General features: G+C 67.4%; 13 protein-coding genes and 1 pseudogene. 6 read left to right on the top strand and 8 right to left on the bottom strand.

The genetic code is table 11. The features are described 5' to 3' along the window. Positions 1-102 precede the first annotated feature (102 nt). Positions 103-1509 (top strand): sugar porter family MFS transporter, encoded by a 1407-nt coding sequence (locus OV287_RS36240; protein WP_267538604.1) that lies wholly within the window; start codon positions 103-105, stop codon positions 1507-1509. An 18-nt stretch (positions 1510-1527) separates the two neighbouring features. On the opposite strand, the gene OV287_RS36235 is transcribed toward OV287_RS36240, so the two are convergent. The 5 genes from OV287_RS36235 to OV287_RS36215 are packed head-to-tail and all read right to left on the bottom strand — an operon-like array spanning position 1528 to position 6438. After that, the gene (locus OV287_RS36235) at positions 1528-2484 is read right to left on the bottom strand and encodes a hypothetical protein (RefSeq protein WP_267538603.1); all 957 of its coding nucleotides are present in this window, start codon (positions 2482-2484) and stop codon (positions 1528-1530) included. A 13-nt stretch (positions 2485-2497) separates the two neighbouring features. Next, positions 2498-4102 (bottom strand): caspase family protein, encoded by a 1605-nt coding sequence (locus OV287_RS36230; RefSeq protein WP_267538602.1) that lies wholly within the window; start codon positions 4100-4102, stop codon positions 2498-2500. Beyond that, positions 4099-4848 carry an ACP synthase gene (locus OV287_RS36225; RefSeq protein WP_267538601.1) on the bottom strand — a complete coding sequence of 250 codons (750 nt, stop codon included), beginning with the start codon at positions 4846-4848 and terminating at the stop codon, positions 4099-4101. Before OV287_RS36225 ends, OV287_RS36230 begins: the two co-directional genes overlap by 4 nt. Then, the gene (locus OV287_RS36220; protein ID WP_267538600.1) at positions 4845-5384 is read right to left on the bottom strand and encodes an RNA polymerase sigma factor; all 540 of its coding nucleotides are present in this window, start codon (positions 5382-5384) and stop codon (positions 4845-4847) included. Before OV287_RS36220 ends, OV287_RS36225 begins: the two co-directional genes overlap by 4 nt. A gap of 52 nt (positions 5385-5436) precedes the next feature. Continuing rightward, on the bottom strand, positions 5437-6438 hold the full coding sequence (locus OV287_RS36215) for a hypothetical protein (RefSeq protein ID WP_267538599.1): 1002 nt from the start codon (positions 6436-6438) through the stop codon (positions 5437-5439). Positions 6439-6652: 214 nt separating this feature from the next. On the opposite strand from OV287_RS36215, the gene OV287_RS36210 reads away from it, so the two are divergent. Both OV287_RS36210 and OV287_RS36205 read left to right on the top strand, forming a co-directional pair. Beyond that, positions 6653-7510, top strand: a complete 858-nt coding sequence (locus OV287_RS36210; RefSeq protein ID WP_373371858.1) for a nucleotidyltransferase family protein — start codon at positions 6653-6655, stop codon at positions 7508-7510. Next, positions 7494-8197: pseudogene (locus OV287_RS36205) on the top strand (metallophosphoesterase family protein). The gene OV287_RS36210 and the pseudogene OV287_RS36205 overlap by 17 nt, the downstream one beginning before the upstream one ends. 30 nt (positions 8198-8227) lie before the next feature. Here OV287_RS36205 and OV287_RS36200 read toward each other — a convergent pair. Continuing rightward, positions 8228-8671 (bottom strand): OsmC family protein, encoded by a 444-nt coding sequence (locus OV287_RS36200; RefSeq protein WP_267538598.1) that lies wholly within the window; start codon positions 8669-8671, stop codon positions 8228-8230. A 118-nt stretch (positions 8672-8789) separates the two neighbouring features. Between OV287_RS36200 and OV287_RS36195 the strand changes: the two genes are divergently transcribed. From OV287_RS36195 to mrdA, 3 genes are all read left to right on the top strand, one after another. Next, positions 8790-9419 (top strand): histidine phosphatase family protein, encoded by a 630-nt coding sequence (locus OV287_RS36195; RefSeq protein ID WP_267538597.1) that lies wholly within the window; start codon positions 8790-8792, stop codon positions 9417-9419. 406 nt (positions 9420-9825) lie between these two features. Further along, a complete protein-coding gene (locus tag OV287_RS36190; protein WP_267538596.1) occupies positions 9826-11691 on the top strand; it encodes an amidohydrolase in 1866 nt (621 codons plus the stop codon). A 207-nt stretch (positions 11692-11898) separates the two neighbouring features. Next, positions 11899-13860 carry a penicillin-binding protein 2 gene (mrdA, locus tag OV287_RS36185; RefSeq protein ID WP_267538595.1) on the top strand — a complete coding sequence of 654 codons (1962 nt, stop codon included), beginning with the start codon at positions 11899-11901 and terminating at the stop codon, positions 13858-13860. Positions 13861-13882: 22 nt separating this feature from the next. On the opposite strand, the gene OV287_RS36180 is transcribed toward mrdA, so the two are convergent. Both OV287_RS36180 and OV287_RS36175 read right to left on the bottom strand, forming a co-directional pair. Then, positions 13883-15379 carry a DUF4340 domain-containing protein gene (locus OV287_RS36180; protein ID WP_267538594.1) on the bottom strand — a complete coding sequence of 499 codons (1497 nt, stop codon included), beginning with the start codon at positions 15377-15379 and terminating at the stop codon, positions 13883-13885. After that, the gene (locus tag OV287_RS36175) at positions 15376-16959 is read right to left on the bottom strand and encodes a GldG family protein (protein WP_267538593.1); all 1584 of its coding nucleotides are present in this window, start codon (positions 16957-16959) and stop codon (positions 15376-15378) included. Before OV287_RS36175 ends, OV287_RS36180 begins: the two co-directional genes overlap by 4 nt. Positions 16960-16964: the final 5 nt, after the last annotated feature.

The raw sequence follows: 16964 nt of genomic DNA, 5'->3' as shown, positions 1-16964 counted from the left end.
ACATGCCGTGTCGGGTTTCCAGCGGCGAACACCTCTCTTTCCGAGGGGGATGACGGGCCGCCCGGAGTGCGGATGTTGGGTCGCATGCACCGGGAGGTCTGAATGGCCGATGTACGCGACGAAGCGGTGGCCGCTGAAGGCTCATCGCTCAAGGTCGTGATGATTGCCTCGGTGGCCGCCGTGGGCGGCTTTCTGTTCGGCTACGACACCGCGGTCATCAACGGCGCTGTCGGCGCCCTGGAGTCGACCTTCCGGGCGGGGGACGCGGCCATTGGCCTCTCGGTGTCCGCGGCGCTTCTCGGCTCGGCCGCGGGTGCTTTCGTGGGGGGACAGTTGGCGGATCGCTTTGGCCGGATCCGGACGATGGTGGTCGCCTCCGTGCTCTTCGCAGTGGGAACGTTGGGCTCCGGACTGGCCTTCGGGCTCGTGGATTTCAGCCTGTGGCGGCTGGTGGGCGGCGTCGCGGTGGGAATCGCCAGCGTCATCGCCCCTGCCTACATCGCGGAGATCGCTCCGGCCCGCCTGCGGGGCCGGCTCGGTTCGCTCCAGCAGCTGGCCATCGTGACTGGCATCTTCGCCGCGCTACTCGTGGATTTTGGCATCGCCGCCGCGGCGGGAGGCTCCGCCGAGAATCCCTTCTGGCTCGGGCTCGCGGCCTGGCGGTGGATGCTCCTGTCCGAGCTCCCCCCTGCGATCCTCTATGGCATCGGCGCCCTCTTGATTCCCGAGTCCCCGCGCTACCTGGTCGCGAAGCATCGCGAAGAGAAGGCACGGGACGTGCTTCGCACCATCGTGGGGCGCCGCGCGGAGGTGAAGGTGGAGGAGATCCGCCTGACCCTCTCGAGCGAGCACTCTGGGGGCTTCGCGGACCTTCGGGGACGGTTCGGGCTGCTGCCCATCGTCTGGGTGGGCATCGGACTGTCCGTCTTCCAGCAGTTCGTGGGGATCAACGTCATCTTCTACTACTCGAGCGTCCTCTGGCAGGCGGTCGGGTTCTCGGAGCGGGACTCGCTGGCCATCACCGTCATCACCAGCGTCACCAACATCGTCACCACGTTCATCGCCATCGCCACGGTGGACCGCTTCGGGCGCAAGCCACTGCTCCTCGTGGGCTCGGTGGGTATGACGCTGACGCTTGGGACGATGGCGTACGTGTTCGGCACGGCCGGGACGGATGCAGCGGGCAATCCCGTCCTGCAGGGAGCGGCGGGCCCCGTCGCACTGGTGGCCGCCAACCTCTACGTCTTCTGCTTCGGCATGTCCTGGGGGCCCGTGGTGTGGGTGCTGCTCGGGGAGATGTTCAACAACCGCATCCGCGCCCATGCGCTGGCGCTCGCGGGCTCGGCGCAGTGGGTCGCCAACTTCATCGTGTCCTCCACGTTCCCCGCCTTGCGGACCGTGGGCCTGGGGCTCGCCTATGGGCTCTACACCGCCGCGGCCATGGCCTCGCTCGCGTTCGTGCTTCTCTTCATCCGGGAGACGAGGGGCAAGGAGCTGGAGGAGATGTAGCGCCGGACGGGCCGTGCCTCACTGCTCCAGCGCGGACACGTCCGGGCACGCGGAGGCCCTGCCCACCACGGCTGTCTCCCAGCTCCGCTTCATATAGGTGATCCGGAAGCTGGCATCCCAGCACTCCACCTGCGTTGCGGTGAAGCCCGCGGGCACGTCTCCGCCCGTCACCGCGATGATGCCCACGCCGCCGCGGTCCTTCGTCCACCGGCTGATGATGGCCAGGTCCTCCTTCTGGGTTCCGGGGAGGATGTCGGTGTCCTCCAGCAGGAAGCCCATCTCCCCCAGTCCGCCGGGAATCTCGCGGTACGCGTAGAGGAGCTCCGACGCGGGTTGGGGCAGGGCCGGCACGAAGCGCATCTGGACGGTGATGGGGAGCGCGCGCGTCTGGTAGACGATCTCCAGCAGATCCAGGTTCGCGAGCCCTCCCACTTCGAAGCCGTGGTCCTTCGTCTCCTTGACGAGGAGCCTGACCGCGCCCGTGCCCTTGCGCAGCCCTCCGTCCGGCTGGAAGGCGCCCTCCACGGCGGACCACCATCCCTCCTCGCCGGAGCCCTCGCGGCGGTACTGGAGCACGTAGTTGAATCTGTCGGGCTGGCGTTGCATCGCGAAACGCACCTCGTGGCCCGGGTGGTTCGAGTCCGGCCAGGGTCCCCACACGCGAACCTCCGGCTCGCGCGTCGTCGGCGGCAGCTTGCGGATCTCCTCCAGCAAGGTGAGCAGCCCGTCCATGCCGCTGTTGAACGCGTCCGAGGCCTCGCGCGTATCCCTGTAGAGCTGGGACGGCTCTCCCACGGCCAGCGCATCCGAGCGCTGGTGCAGGCCTCCCTCGCTCACCGCGCCGCTGGAGCCAGGCAGCTTGGAGGACAGGTCCTCGCGGGTGGGGAGGGCGTTGAGGAACTCGAGATCATCGTTGGAGAAGTTCCCGCCACACGCGGCGAGGCAGCCCAGCAGGAGGAGCCAGCAGGTACGCATCACGTGCTCCCTGTCAGAGGCGGTACGTCACGAGCGCCCCGAGCTCCCAGTAGCCCAGGGAGCGCTGTGCGTCGACGTTGTAGAGGAGGTAGTGGAGGCGGGCTCGTCCGGTGAGCTCGAAGCGGTCCGATATCCGCCAGCGCACGCCGCCTACGAGGCCCGGGGTGAGCACTGCGTAGAACTGGTCCGGGAGGCTCTCCTCCTCGAAGTCGCGGCCCATGACGAGGTAGGCGAGCCGGGGCCCGACGAAGGGGGAGACGCGGCCCACGGGCCACTCGGCCACCAGCGAGGTGCCTACGTTCAGCAGCGAGTAGCGGTAGCGCGGCCCCGAGAGGGTAGGGAGCTCCAGGGTGGCCTGGCGCCCGCCGAGCGATAGATCGAAGTCCCAGCGCCAGTTCTCGCGGAAGTAGTGGTGCAGCCCCACCTCCAGGCCGAGCAGCGGCGTGGAGAGAAAGAGGTTCTCGCGGGTGGGCGTATCGAAGAAGGCGTGGTAGCCGCCGGTGAGTCCCAGCGTCCAGTAGGTGCGCAGCAGCCCGCGCTCCCGAGGCGCCACGCCCTTCACTGGATCATCCGAGAAGGGCGCATCGCGCAGCCGCGACTCATCGAGCACCGTGGTGCGCCCGCGCTGGACTTCGGCCTCGCCAACGCGCAGCCGGTCCGCCAGCCGACGCTTCACTGTGTATCGGCCCGGGGCCAGGGCCAGCCGTCGCTCGGCATCCACGGCCTTGTCCAGCTCCGCCACCACCAGTCCCGCCGGGTTCACGAAGTAGTAGGCCCCCGCCGGCGCGGTGCGAGGCACCAGCAGCCCCTCATCGCGCCCCCGCAGGTCCGTCAGCACCAGGTCGCCATTGCCGGCGAGGTCGTAGCTGAAGGTGGGGTGCTGGGCCCCAGCGCTGCTGTCCGCGGTGTCCGCCACGGTGCGGGCGTAGGCATGCGAGTACGCCTCGAAGAGCGTCACCTGACCGTCACCCGAGCGGTCCGCGTCCCCCATCAACCCGCTGCCCAGGTGGTGGGTGAAGTAGCTGCCTCCCAGCAGGTCCGACTCCTGCGAGTCCTCGTCCGCCGAGCTGGAGGTGAGGATGACGAGCCCCCGGGCCTCGCGCGTGGCGCCCGAGTCGATCTCGAAGGCCGGCGCGCGCCGGGCCCCCTTCGTCCGAGTGAGCGCTCCAGAGCGACACGAGTCCAGGATGGCGATGCGGATGTCCGCTGAGGCCGCCAGCAGCCGGCGCTTGAGTGCCTCCAGGTCCAGCGTGCTCTCTCCCAACCGCAGCGCGCCGTCCTTCGCGTGGCCCGAGTAGTAGACGATGAGTGCGGTGCGCTCGCCCCGGGCCTTCGCTGCCCGGGCGCCCGACTCCAGTCCGGCCAGCGCCTGGAGGAAGGAGCGGGAGTCCTCGTCCAGCAGCAGTCGCGCATCGCTGGGCTCCACCCCGCCCAGCCTCGTCAGGAGCCCGTGCATCCTGCGAGCGTCATCCCGGGCGAAGCGCAGCGGTCGAGTGTCGGCACCGCCCTCGTCGTTGCCCGCCACCAGCGCGAAGCGGCGCAGCGGCTGGGCCTGCACGGTCGTCGCCAGCACCAGCGCCAGGACGAGCACCAGACCCCGTCCGGACAGGGGGCTCATGGCTTGAGCAGCAGCCAGTGGGTCTCTTCACCGCCGGAGCCCAGCGTGGTCATGGCCTCCACCTTGCCCCCGGCCTGCTCCCAGGCCCGCCGCGCCGATGCCCGCACCGCCTCCACCTCCAACGGCCTGTCGGAGAGCACCATCACCACGCGCTCGTGGCCCTTGCCAGTGAACGTCACGCTGTCGGGCAGCCAATGCCGGCCCTGACCCGCTTCCACCGGGAGGCTCATTCCCGCCTGCGCGTAGAGCTCAGACACTTCGCCCGTGTCATCCACCGACACCGCCAGCACGTAGCGGTAGGGCCCGGGCACGTATGCCAGCCGCACCCGCTCATTCGGCTCCAGCTCCTCGGTGTCACCCGGCAGGATGCCGCGCTGAGGCCCTCCTCCGCCGATGCGCAGCTCCGCCGAGGCCCCGCCTTTGAGCCGGTTGGTGGGAGGCTGGGAGAGCATCGGCCGCACCATCACCACCAGCAGCACCGAGGCCGCCACGGCCACCAGGACACCATTGAGCAGGGGCCGCGAGGGCTGCCCCTTCGGCTTGTTCAGGGCGCGCTCCACGCCGGCCTCGAAGCGCTCGAAGGGAATCTCCGCCTCGAATCGCGCCTGGTTCGTCTCGAGGCCCTTCAGGACTCCCTGGCACTCCTCGCACGCGGACACGTGGGCCCGGGCGTGTTGGGACTCCTTCCCGGGGAGCTCTCCGGTGTGCAGCCGCCGCAACGTCCACTCCGACAGGTGCGCGCTCATGAGACCTTCAGCTCCTCGTTCGACAGCGCGGCGAACTGCTCCAGCCGCTTTCTCACCGTGGGCACCGAGCGCCCCAGCATCGCGGCTACCTCTTCCAGCGTCATCCCGTCCACCCAGTAGTGCACCACCGCCGCCTGCGTCTCCACATCTACCCGCGACAGCAGCGAGCGCACCAGCTCCCGCGTCTCCAGCTTCTGCGCCCCGTCGTCTCCCTCTGGGCGGGCCAGCTCGTCCCGCTCGAACCAGCGCCGCCACGGAGCCCGCTCCGCTCGCAGCTGGTTGAGGCAATGATGGGTGGCGATCTTCATCAACCACGCCAGGGGCGAGGACTCGGCGCGCAACGTCTCCGAGTGGGTGAGGGCGCGGGCGAACACCTCCTGCATCGCGTCCTCGGCCTTGCTGGCATCCTTCAACAGATAGCGGCAGCGCCCATACACGCTGCCGCCATATGCGGTGTACAGCTCGCGCAGGAACGCGCGCCGATCCTTCTGTCCTCCGTCGATGGCCTTCAGGGCCGGTTGGCTCGTTCCTGCCACGAACTGCCTCATGTCGCTACGGGGTGGAAAGCCCGGAGCTTACAACGAGGGCTCACAGCGAGGAGTAGGCTGCCGAGGTGAAGGCGCAGTCGCTCGCCTCGGCACCGTACTGCACCTGGGGGAAGGCGAAGCTGGCCGTCAGGAAGCGGCTGGCGAAGGCCGTGTCCCAGCACTCGCTCGCGGTGGCCTGCTCCTGGCCCAGGTCTCCGCCCGACAGCTTGATGTCCGAGCGGCCAGCCCCCGACTCCAGCCAGCGGCTCTTGATGGTGAGGCTCTCCTTCGCGTCCGAGGTCGAGCCCTGCGCCCGGTACCAGTCCTGGCTCAGCTTGAAGTCGAACTGGCCGCCCTGGCCGGGGGTGGCGGCGTAGCGGTAGTCCGCGTCCGCGCGCCTGGTGGCGTCGTTCTCGTCACGCACCTGGCGGAACGCCGCGTCCACCGTGGCGGCGCTCTTGTCGTCCTGGCGCGAGTACTTCACCGTGAAGCGGCCCACGTTGTTGTCGTGCTCGGGCAGCGTCGCCGCCTTGTCCCAGTCGAGGGTGAACTCACCCTTTCCGAAGCCCTTCACCGGCTCGCCGGCCTCGTCCACCGCGGCGGTGTGCGTGCCGATGATGACGTCCACGAACGCCGAGTCATCCGCCTCCTTGGCCTTGGCCGAGACGGCATAGCTGTAGGTGTTCTCGCCCGTCTTCTTCACGGTGAGCTTCCAGGTGTTGCGGGCCAGGGCCTCGGTGTGCGGACCCCACACGGCGGTGTCCTCGGTGAGGGTGGTGGGCCGGTGCTCCGTCACCGCATCCACCAGTCCCAGGACCAGCAGCGTGCCGCCGTTGACCAGCACGGTGGTGCCCCGGGTCAGCTTGTAGAACTCGCTCAGCTCGCCCTTGCCCTGTCCGTGGACGTCCCCCTCGGCGGTGAGCGCCTGGCCGCTCTTCTCCGGCGTCTTCACCTCCACCATCTCCTTGGTGGGCAGCACGGAGCGGAACTCCGTCTCACGGTCCATCCGGCCACAGCCAGCGAGCATCAGGGCGGAGATCAGCAGGCTCTTGCGCAGCGTCATGTGTCGGTCCTCTCGAGTGTCCGCTCGGCCCCTTTTTGGACCGGTGCGGTTCATCTGCCCGTAGGGACACAGCAGGGGTCCAAAAACAGAAAAGGCGATTTTTAGAAGATGGAAATCTCAGGGATTCCAAGCGGTTGGAGGCTCCCTGGTTGCCCAGCAGGCGTACCGGACGGGGGCTCCGACGAGAAAAAGGACCCGTTCCTAGGTTCTCCCCATGGAAAAGCGACACCCCAACCACCCCGGGGAGATGGGAATCGATGCCGCGCTCGCCGAGAGGTGCCGGACCGCGGACGAAATCAACGCCCGTGGCCGAGCCATCGAGGTGTTGCTGGACGCCGGTGTGCCGTTCCTCGTTGGCGGGGCCTACGCCTACGCCACGTATACGGGCATCTACCGGGACACCAAGGACCTGGATCTCTTCCCCCGCAAGCGCGACGCGGAACGGGCGCTCGTGGTGCTGGAGAAAGATGGCTGGCGCACCGAGCGCGTCGACGAGGTGTGGATCTACAAGGCCTACAAGGGCGAGTACTTCGTGGACTTCATCTTCTCCTCGGGCAACGGCGTGGCCACGGTGGATGATGAGTGGTTCGTCCACGCGCAGACGGCCTCTGTCTTCGGCCACCCCTGCCTCATCTCGCCACCGGAAGAGACCATCTGGTCCAAGGCCTTCGTGAACGAGCGCGAGCGCTACGACGGCGCGGACATCAACCACCTCATCCTCAAGATGGGGCGGCGCATGGACTGGGAGCGGCTGCTCAGGCGCTTCGATCGGTACTGGGAGGTGCTGCTCAGCCACCTGATGATGTTTCGCTTCGCCTACCCGTGCGAGCGGGACCTGGTGCCCACGTGGCTGATGACGGAGCTGATGTCGCGCACGCTGGACACGCTCAAGGAAGGCAACTGGGACGAGCGGCTGTGCCGCGGGAACCTCATCTCGCGGGTGAACTACGCGGTGGACATCCATCACTGGGGCTACGGCGATGGCCGGTCCTGGGACGAGCGAGAGCGAGAGAAGGGGGAGGCACGTGGCGCGGGACGCGAACTCGAAAATACGCTTGGCGGCGGTCGGTGACCTGCACTGCCGCGAGGATCAACACGGCCGCTTCCGGCAGCTCGTCAAGCAGATCAACGCGGAGGCGGATCTGCTGGTGTTGTGCGGGGACCTGACGGACCGGGGGATGATCGAGGAGGGCAAGGTGCTGGCCGAGGAGCTGTCGGCGCTCCGGGTGCCGGTGGCGGCGGTGCTCGGCAACCACGACTACGAGCACAACCAGGCGAAGGAGATCTGCGGGGAGCTGTCGAGGGTGGGGGTGCACATCCTCGACGGGGACCACTTCATCTTCGAGAAGGTGCTGGGAGTGGCCGGGGTGAAGGGCTTCGGCGGCGGCTTTGGCAACGCCACGCTGCAGGCCTTCGGTGAGGGGCAGACCAAGGCCTTCGTGCAGGAGGCGGTGCACGAGTCGCTCAAGCTGGAAGCGGCGCTCAGCCACCTGGATACGGAGAAGAAGGTGGTCATCATGCACTACGCCCCGGTGCCGGAGACGCTGGAGGGCGAGAACATCGAGATTCGCCCCTTCCTCGGACGAGCCGCCTGGCAATGCCGGTGGACCACTACGGAGCGGAGGCCGTCTTCCACGGGCACGCGCACCATGGGGCGCACGCCGGAAAGACGAAGAGTGGCATCCCTGTCTTCAACGTGGCGATGCCGCTCATGACGAAGATGCACCCTGACAAGCGCTTCATGCTGCTCGAGGTGTGAGGCAGGGGCAGGGTGCGTCGAGGCTGGGACTCACCCGGCCTCTTCGATGGTCGGCTCCATGAGCACCTCGGAGGTGATGCTCTGGCCGATGAAGCAGTACTTGTGAGCCTTCTCGAACATCTCGCGCACCTTCGCCGGGTTCGTGCCGGGGGCCACGCGGATGATCGGCGCCAGGCGCACCCTGGTGATTCGCGACACCTTGTCCACGGTGTCGAGTGTGACGGTGACGTGGTCCTCGTAGCCACGCACCTCCAGGTGCACCTTCTTCGCCAGCGACAGGAAGGTGAGCATGTGGCAGGTGCCCAGCGAGGCGCCGAACAGGTCCTCGGGGTTCCAGCGCGAGTCATCCCCTCCATAGGAGGACGCCGCGCTCACCGCGATGTCCTGCTTGCCCGGCGTGCGGGCCACGGCATCACGGGGATACTCGCCGGCCGTGGAACCTTCCCAATGAAGCGTCAGCGGAAACTCGTGCAAGACCCACCTCCATGACCGAAGTCATTCCTTGGGGAACGCCGCCGGACTGTGCCCGCCCCGGCGCCGGAACACCAGGGCTGGGCGCATCGAACACGGGGCGGCGCTAATCTGTCCCTCCATGACGACCGAATTCATCCTGCTCCGTCACGGCGAAACGGAGTGGAACACCCTGGGGCGCTTGCAGGGGCACCTGGACAGTCCGCTGAGCGCCAGGGGGCTGTGTCAGGCGGATGCGCTCGCCGAGCGCCTCGAGTCCGTCTCCTTCCATGCGCTCTACTGCAGTGACCTGGGGCGGGCCCTGGAGACGGCGCGCCGCATCGCCATACGCACGGGCCACTCCGTCCTCGAGGACAAGCGCCTGCGCGAGCGCGGCCTGGGAATCATGGAAGGGCTCACGCGGGACGAGGCGAGCCAGCGCCACCCCGAGGTGTTCGCGGAGTACTCGGCGGGCGGGCCGGACTTCGTCGTCCCCGGTGGCGAGAGCACGTCACAGCGGCTCCGCCATGCGGTCGAGTGCCTGAGGGAGCTCGGAGCCCGCCACATGGGAGCACGCATCGTGGTGGTCACCCACGGCGGCGTCCTCAGCAGCCTGTTCCGGCACTGTCTGGGGATTCCGCACGGTACGCCACGTGCCTTCTCCGTGCTCAACGCCAGCTGGAGCCAGTTCGACTACCACGAGGGGGCCTTCCGGCTGGTGACCTGGGGGGACGTGAACCACCTGCGGGACGCCAGCCGCGACGACGCGTGAGAGGCGCTGCAACCCCGGCGGACTCATCTCCACACCCTCCAGACGGGGCGCAGCCTGCACACCACCGCGTCAATCCAAAGACTGACGCGTCAGCCCCAGAGTTGACGCGTCAATCCAAAGACTGACGCGTCAATCCCAGGGCGCAGAGAGCGGATGGCGGTCCGTTGCACATAGGCTTGCTGAATTTTATGCACACAAATGAGTGGTGCTCGGTTAGGGTGAGGCAAACCCTTTCAGGAGCCCCATGAACAGAACCCTACGCAGAGAGCTGCTGGTTCCCTGTCACGCCCTTGCTCGTTCCTTTGTGTTCGTCGCGGCACTGAATCTCCTGGCTGCCTGTGCGACGACTGGAGGAACCGGTAATAGCAGGGCGGCAGCGACTGTCTTTGTCGGCACGATTCTCACCATGGATGACCGTGGGACGATCGCCGAGGCCGTCTCCGTGGACGGGCTCGGCCGCATCGTGAAGGTGGGAACCGAGAAGGACGTGATGGCGGGACTTGGAACCGGAGTCGAGGTCATCCGCCTGGAGCCACAGCAGGTGCTGATGCCGGGGTTCATCGATCCGCACATGCACTTCTTGCCGACGCTGACCCAGAGCCTGATGGGGACGCACAATCTTGCGCCCTGCCTGCCTCCCCCGTACAGCAAGGAAACCCCCGAGGACTGCGCGACCCGCGCTGAGCTGCTGAGCGCGCTCAAGTCGATGAAGGTGACCAACTCCGGCAATCTCGCGAGCAATGAGTTCGTCCTGGGCATGAACCTGGACCCATCGCGGCAGCAGCAGTCCACCTCGGCCACGAACCCGTGCGGCGTGAGCGGGAATATTCCATTCGCGGCTCAGCCGAAGCTCTATCTCGATGCCTGTGTGAGCAAGGACCGTCCGGTGCTCATCCTGGACCAGTCTGGCCATCTGGCCTACGTGAACCAGAAGGCGATCGATGCCGTCTGCAGCAAGACTTCGGATAACTGCAAAACGCTCTTGGCGGAGGTCCAGAAGGGCGGCGGAGATTGGGTCACGGACGCCAACGGGTACACCGGCTTGCTCCAGGAGACTGCCGGCTTCGCTCCGTTCCTCGCGGCGATGGAGAAGAGTCTGCCGCTGGGGCTGGCGTACACGAATCCGATCCAGCTCGTCGAAAGCTACGAGAAGGACATCCAGCGGACCATTCAGGAGCTGCGCGAAGCCGGGCTCACGACCATCGCGGATGGGGGACTTGCGAGCTTGTCTCAGCTCCAGGCCGTGAAGTTCCTCGCGGAGCGGCAGAACTTCCCGCTGCGAATCACGGGCGTCGTGACACAAGATCTCGTGAACAGTGATAAGGGTAAGGACCTCCAGGCGACGGGACCGACCTGCGATCCGCTCGCGGATCCTCAGTGCAAGCTGCCGAAGTGGCTGGGCGCTGGCGGCATCAAGCTCTGGGTGGACGGTTCGACGCAGGGCTGCACCGCGTGGCTCGAGGCTCCCTATCAGTACCAGAATCCCGGACATTGCCAGGAGGCGGGGGAGGGCCGGGCAGACTTCGATGACGTGAATGGGATCGTCAAGGCCTTGAAGCCGCACTGGGACAAGGGAGCCTGGCGGTTCCAACTGCACGCCAACGGCAACAAGGCGAACGAGTGGGCCATCCAGGCGTTCACACAGCTCCAACTGCAGAAGGCGAACCCTCATCGGGTGCTGTTCATCCACAACACGGTTGGAGAGGAGAAGATCTCCGACAAGATCGGTAAGATGCGCGAAGGCATCTTCTTCGGGAACGACGGCAAGACGGCGTCGGCACAGCCACTGGACGCGCGGGTGACGCACCTCATCGGCCATGTGGCGTATTGGGGCGCCGCCTTCAAGCAGATGTTGGGAGAAGAGACCGCGAAGAACATCGACCCGATGGGGTTTGATCTCAAGTATGGAGTCCCCTTCTCGCTCCACAGCGACTCGATGGTGACTCCGCCCCGCCCGCTCTGGTTCGTGGAGCAGGCCGTCACGCGGCGCACGTGGGCCTATCCTGACTTCAAGGAGAGCTTCGTGCTCGGGCCCGAGCATGCGGTGTCCATCGAGCAGGCGCTGCGCGCGGTCACGGTGGAGCCGGCTCGCCAGCACGAGCTCGACCAGTGGCTGGGCAGCATCGAGCCGCGCAAGGTGGCGGACTTCGTCGTGCTGGGAGCCAATCCTCTCAAGTACGACAAGGCCCTGGGCGGAGACCCGACGCAGATCAGCAAGATTCAGGTGCTCCAGACGTACCTGAACGGCAAGCCCACCCTGGGCAGCCACTGACCCCACTCCAGCCGTGAGGCGCTCCTGTCATCTCTCCCGAGTGGGTGAGGTGCACGAGCGCCTCGCGGGCGGTCCGCATCGGCCTCCCCACCCCCATGCTCCTTCTTGATATCGTCACCGGGTGGACTTCTCGAAGAGTGTGAACGTGCCTGGCCCCCTCTCCCGTGCTCTCGCGAGCCCCGGTGAGTGCTTGCTGGGGCTGCCCCGGTGAAAGCGACGCTCGGACAGAACACGCCGCCGGGGCGCGATCTCAAGCGTCACTTCTTCTACCTGGGCCTCGCCATGGTCGTGGGGCTGTTTCTCCTGGCCATTCAGCTGTACCGGCTGCAGATCACCCAGGGCGAGGAGTACGCCGCCAAGAGCGTGGCGAACTTCGTGAGGGAGGTGCGGCTGCGCGCCGACCGTGGGCTGATCAAGGACCGCCGCGGCCTCATCCTGGTGGACAGCCGCCCATCCTTCGACGCCTTCCTCATCCCGGCCTTCTGTCTGGACTGCTCGGAGAAGGTGCTGCCCAAGCTGGCGGAGCTGCTGCGCTGGGACGAGGCGCAGCGGCTCAAGGTCGAGGCTGCGATGAGGGCCGGCAGGCGCACCGGGTCCTTCCTGCCGGTCCCGGTTCAGATCGATCTCAGTCGCGACGAGTACGATCGGCTCAACGCGCGCCGTGACGTGCTCGACGGTGTGGAAGTGGTGCCCGTGCCGCACCGCAACTACCGCGCGGGCTCGGTGCTCAGCCACGTGCTGGGCTACATGAACGAGATCAACCCGGACGAGCTCGAGAAGCTCAACAAAGAGGGCGCGCACTACGCGCTCGGCGACTACGTGGGCCGCCGAGGCCTGGAGCGGTACTACGAGGCGAAGCTGCGTGGCACGGACGGGGTGCGCAAGGAGGTGGTGAATGCGCGCGGCCGGGCCCTCGACGAGCTCAACGGCATGCTGGGGGCGGATGCGGTGCGGCCGCCCACTCCTGGTGCGAACGTGGTGCTCAGCCTGGACATGCGCCTGCAGGAGGCGGCGGAGCGGGCCTTCCCGGGCTCCGCGGGTGGGGTGGTGGCCATCGACGTGAAGACGGGCTTCATCCGCGCGCTGATCAGCCGCCCCGGCTTCGATCCGAACCTGCTCACCGGCCGCATCACCTCGGCGCAGATGACCGCCCTGGCGCGCGATCCGATGCAGCCGATGATCAACCGGGTAGCCGCCGAGCACTACCCCCCGGGCTCGATCTTCAAGGTGGTGACCGCGCTCGCGGCCTTCAAGTCGGGAGCGTTCAACCCCAGCACGGTGGTGAACTGCCCGGGCGGTTACAAGCTGGGCTCGCGCGTCTGGCGCTGCCACCTCGACAGAGGTCACGGGCCGCGCGACGGCATCCAGGCCATGCAGTCCTCCTGTGACATCTGGTACTACAAGGTCGCGGACACCCTGGGGCTGAATCCCATCGCGGAGATGGGTCAGGCGCTGGGCCTGGGGCAGCCCACCGGCGTGGGGGTGATGGCGGAGGTGCCTGGAATCATGCCCTCCACCGAGTACCACGACAGAGTCACTCCCGGCGGCTACTTCAAGGGTCTGGCGCTCAACAGCTCCATCGGGCAGGGAGACAACAACGTCACCGTGATCCAGATGGCGCTGCTGTACGCGGCCCTCGCCAACGGCGGCACCCTGCTCAAGCCGCAATTGGTGGAGCGGCTGGAGGGCCCGGACGGCAAGCTGCTCGAGGCGTACGAGCCACTGGTGGTGCGCCAGGTGAGCATCCCCGAGGCCCACCGGCGCGCGGTGATCGAGGGACTGGTGGCCACGGTGAACGAGGCGGGTGGGACCGCCTATGGGTCGCGGCTCAAGGACATCCTGGTCGCTGGCAAGACGGGCACCGCCCAGGTGGCCCGCATCGGCGCGGTGCGCCAGAGGATCAGCCAGATGGACTTCTTCACGCGCCACCATGCCTGGTTCGCCGGGTTCGCTCCGGCCAATAACCCCGAGATCGCCGTCGTGGTGCTCAATGAGCACGGCGGCTCCGGTGGCACGGATGCGGCGCCCACCGGCATGGCCATCCTCCAGAAGTATTTCGATCTGAAGGAGGAAGACCTGGCCTCGCCCGCTCCCCGCGTGAACCAGCCCTACACCCCGCCCTCGCTCTCGAGCCCCGTGGCCGGGGATGCGCTTACCCAGGACCGATGAGCTCGAGGTGTGAGGCGGGGCCTCAGGGCGAGCTGGCCGCTCCCGGCACTCCGTCCATGAGGTCCGTCAGCGCAAGCGGCAGCGCCGCGAGGGCGGACTTCTCCACCTCGAGCACGTCCTCGGACGAGCCGCGGGCCCACACGCGCTGCGGGTTACCCTTCACCTCGGAGCCGATCCACAGTCGGGCCACCTCGGTGTCCGTGGCATCCCGCAGCGTCACGCCGCGGGAAGTGCCGGTGATGCCATACCGGCCCCAGTTCTTCGGGTTGGACTCGACGATGGCCGCCGCCGTGAGCGACTCCATCGAGCCCAGCAGCGAGGCCACCTTGAACTGCTGGGCGATGCCGACCATGGGGGCCGCCATCTCCCACTTGCCGGTGTCCGGGGCCAGCGAGAGGGAGATCTGCTCGCTACCTGGCGCCGGGTGGATGGTGATGTGGTTCACCTCGCGGACGCTGAACGCGAGCACCTTGCGGTCCTTGAAGTCCTTGGGCGCGAGGTCCAGCACGTCGAGGGCGCGCTGGTCCACCCGGGCGAGCATGCTCTCCGAGTCCCACTCCGACAGCGCGACGGTCTGCTTGAACCCGCCCAGCTCCAGCTCGGTGATGCGCACGCGCACCGGCCCGCCGAGCTTGCGTACGAAGGTGGCCTGCACCAAGGGCTTCTCCAGGGCCCGGCGCACTTTCTCCTCATCCTCCTGACTGGGGAAGATGATGGCCCGGTGGCCATTGAGCGCCGAGACCATCTTCGTCACCTGCTCGGATGAAGCGCGCAGCTCCACCGGCTGCACCAGCTTCCACGGCTTTTCGGTGGTGGCGCGCTCCAGGGTGAAGGCGTTCTTGCGGGCCTTCACCTCGATGCGCAAGAGCGAGGACTCCTCCACGGGGAACACCACGCGCTCCCTCCACTCGTTGGTGCTCTTCTGCAGCACGAAGCGGAGCGCGCCCTGGGCAGTGTACACGCGCGGGTCGCCCTCTCGGCGCAGGTACACCGAGCCGTCGAAGTTGTTCTCGACACCGAAGTAGACGGTACTCGAGCGCTGGCGCGTCGGATCATTCGCGCCGCCTCCCTGCGCGTCCGGCACGTACGCCCGGGTCGTCACGGAGGCGCGAGGCTGCTTCAGCCCGTAGCGCTCCAGGTCCGCGTCGGTGGGGTTCTCCTCGAGCGTGGCCTTGAACTTCGCGGTCGAGAGCTGGGCGAGAAGGTTGCTCACCTCCGTCTTGTCCGCCAGGGCGGATACCGGCGAGGTGATGCGCCAGGTGTTGTCCTGGCGCTCCATCACCGTCTTGCCCATGGGCAGCTCGACGGAGATCCAGGTGAAGATGGGCTCAGGCGGGGCGCCGCCGTCCGTGTCGCGCTCTCCGGGGGAGTGGGCGGCGAAGACCTTCTCCTCCGCTTCCTTGCGCTGGGCCTCCTTCTCCTCCGGCTGCATCACGCCGAAGTACGCGTAGAGGCCGAGCCCGCCGGCCACGAGGGCGACGGTGAGCAACGTGACGAGGTTCTTCTGTTGGGCGTTCACTTGTTTCGCCTCGAGAGCCAGATGGCCATCCCCACGCCGAGCAGCGACAGGGGCAGGACGTCAGTGGACACGAACCGGACGCGGTTGAGCATGTCCTCATCCAGTTGAAGGGTGGAAGCCGTGCGGTCCGGCGGGCGGATGGTGACCTTGTCCTCCTGGGTGGTGGCCCAGCCGAAGGCATTCATCACCAGGTTGCGGTTGCCCTCGTGGCCCCAGTTGGAGTCCATGAGGAGCTCCGAGTCACCCACCACCACGAGCCGGGCCTCGTCGAAGCGCTTGTCCTGTGCGCCCGAGGTATTGCGCGTGCTGGCCGTCACCAGGGGGATCTGGCCGGTCCGCTCGCCTTCGCCAGCCGCCGGCTTGTCATCGGGCGTCAGCTCCACCCAGCCAAAGGGCGAGGTGGAGACGACCGCCACCACCTTCACGCCCTCGGCCAGCCCCAGGGTTCGCACGTTGAGGGCGCGCGCGGTGGGGAACTCGATGTTGAGCTGCCGCTGGCTCAGGGGCTGGGAGATCTCATGCCGGCCGTAGAAGAGTGAGAGGACGACGTAGGGGCTGCCGCCGTTGAATTGCGCATCCGCGACCACACCCGGGTCGATGCCCACGCCGTACTCGGCGAGCAACCCGGACAGCTCCGGTCCAGGCTCACCGTACGCCTCGGCGAAGTAGATCATCCGGCCACCCGCGGCCAGGTACTGGCGCAGGGACTCCACCTCGGAGGGGCTGTAGCGTCCCTTGGCGCCGGCGATGACCACCAGCGAGGCATCCCGGGGCACCGTGGTGCCGCCCGCGAGGTTGATCTCCCGGGTGCTGTAGCCCTCCTGGGTGAGCTGCTGCTTCATCTCCGAGAGGCTCGTCGTCCGGCCGCGCTGGCCCGACATGGGCATCGGTTGATTGAGCGGCCACTCGCCATGGCCCACCACGAAGTACACCTTCTGCTCGCTCACCCGGGTGAGCTTGATGAGGGCATTGGTGAGCTCCTGCTCGCTGACGATGTTGAGCTTGGTGTGCGTTTCGCTGGAGCCCTCGCCGCGCGTGAGCACCACCGTCGTCTGGCTCTCGGTCAGCGAGTATTTTTCGGTCAGGTCCGGGTGGCGGCGTGGATCCTTGAAGGAGTACTCGAACCGCTCCGGGGCCTCCACGTGGTAGCGATCGAAGGTGGCCTGGAGCGCCTCGTAGGCGGGGTGGTCCGTGGGGATGAAGCCGATGGCGCGCACCGGCTCCCGCAGGCCCTTGAGCGTCGAGAGCGTCTGGGGCGAGAGCGTGAAGATCTTCTTCTCGGTCAGGTCCCAGCGCTGGTTCTTCTTGTAGGCGATGTAGTTGATGGCCAGCAGGGCGCCCAGCGTCAGTAGCACCATGAGCGCGGTGCTCCCGAAGAAGAAGCTGGAGCGCCGTGAGGCGAACTGGCCGAACTGCTTGAAGTTGGTGGCGAAGTAGAGGCCCACCAGCACCAGGCCGGCCACCACCTTGGTGGCGACGAGGGCGAAGGAGCCCGAGGAGAAGAAGAGGGTGAAGGGGCTGGAGAACAGCAGCAGCAGCCCGAAGCCACCCAGGATCTTGCCGATGTTGGCCGCTTTCATTGGCG

This window comes from Archangium lansingense (assembly GCF_026626635.1).
GTDB classification, from domain to species: Bacteria; Myxococcota; Myxococcia; order Myxococcales; family Myxococcaceae; genus Archangium; species Archangium lansingense.
The sequence above is the reverse complement of the archived record's forward strand: the minus strand, read 5'-3'. Positions and strand labels throughout refer to the sequence as shown.

Coding starts and splice junctions, on each gene's coding strand:
- OV287_RS36190 (WP_267538596.1), top strand. CDS start 9,826: ATGGATGACCGTGGGACGATCGCCGAGGCCGTCTCCGTGGACGGGCTC.
- OV287_RS36210 (WP_373371858.1), top strand. CDS start 6,653: ATGGAAAAGCGACACCCCAACCACCCCGGGGAGATGGGAATCGATGCC.
- OV287_RS36230 (WP_267538602.1), bottom strand. CDS start 4,102: ATGAGCCCCCTGTCCGGACGGGGTCTGGTGCTCGTCCTGGCGCTGGTG.
- OV287_RS36175 (WP_267538593.1), bottom strand. CDS start 16,959: ATGAAAGCGGCCAACATCGGCAAGATCCTGGGTGGCTTCGGGCTGCTG.
- OV287_RS36235 (WP_267538603.1), bottom strand. CDS start 2,484: ATGCGTACCTGCTGGCTCCTCCTGCTGGGCTGCCTCGCCGCGTGTGGC.
- OV287_RS36240 (WP_267538604.1), top strand. CDS start 103: ATGGCCGATGTACGCGACGAAGCGGTGGCCGCTGAAGGCTCATCGCTC.
- OV287_RS36215 (WP_267538599.1), bottom strand. CDS start 6,438: ATGACGCTGCGCAAGAGCCTGCTGATCTCCGCCCTGATGCTCGCTGGC.
- OV287_RS36195 (WP_267538597.1), top strand. CDS start 8,790: ATGACGACCGAATTCATCCTGCTCCGTCACGGCGAAACGGAGTGGAAC.
- OV287_RS36225 (WP_267538601.1), bottom strand. CDS start 4,848: ATGAGCGCGCACCTGTCGGAGTGGACGTTGCGGCGGCTGCACACCGGA.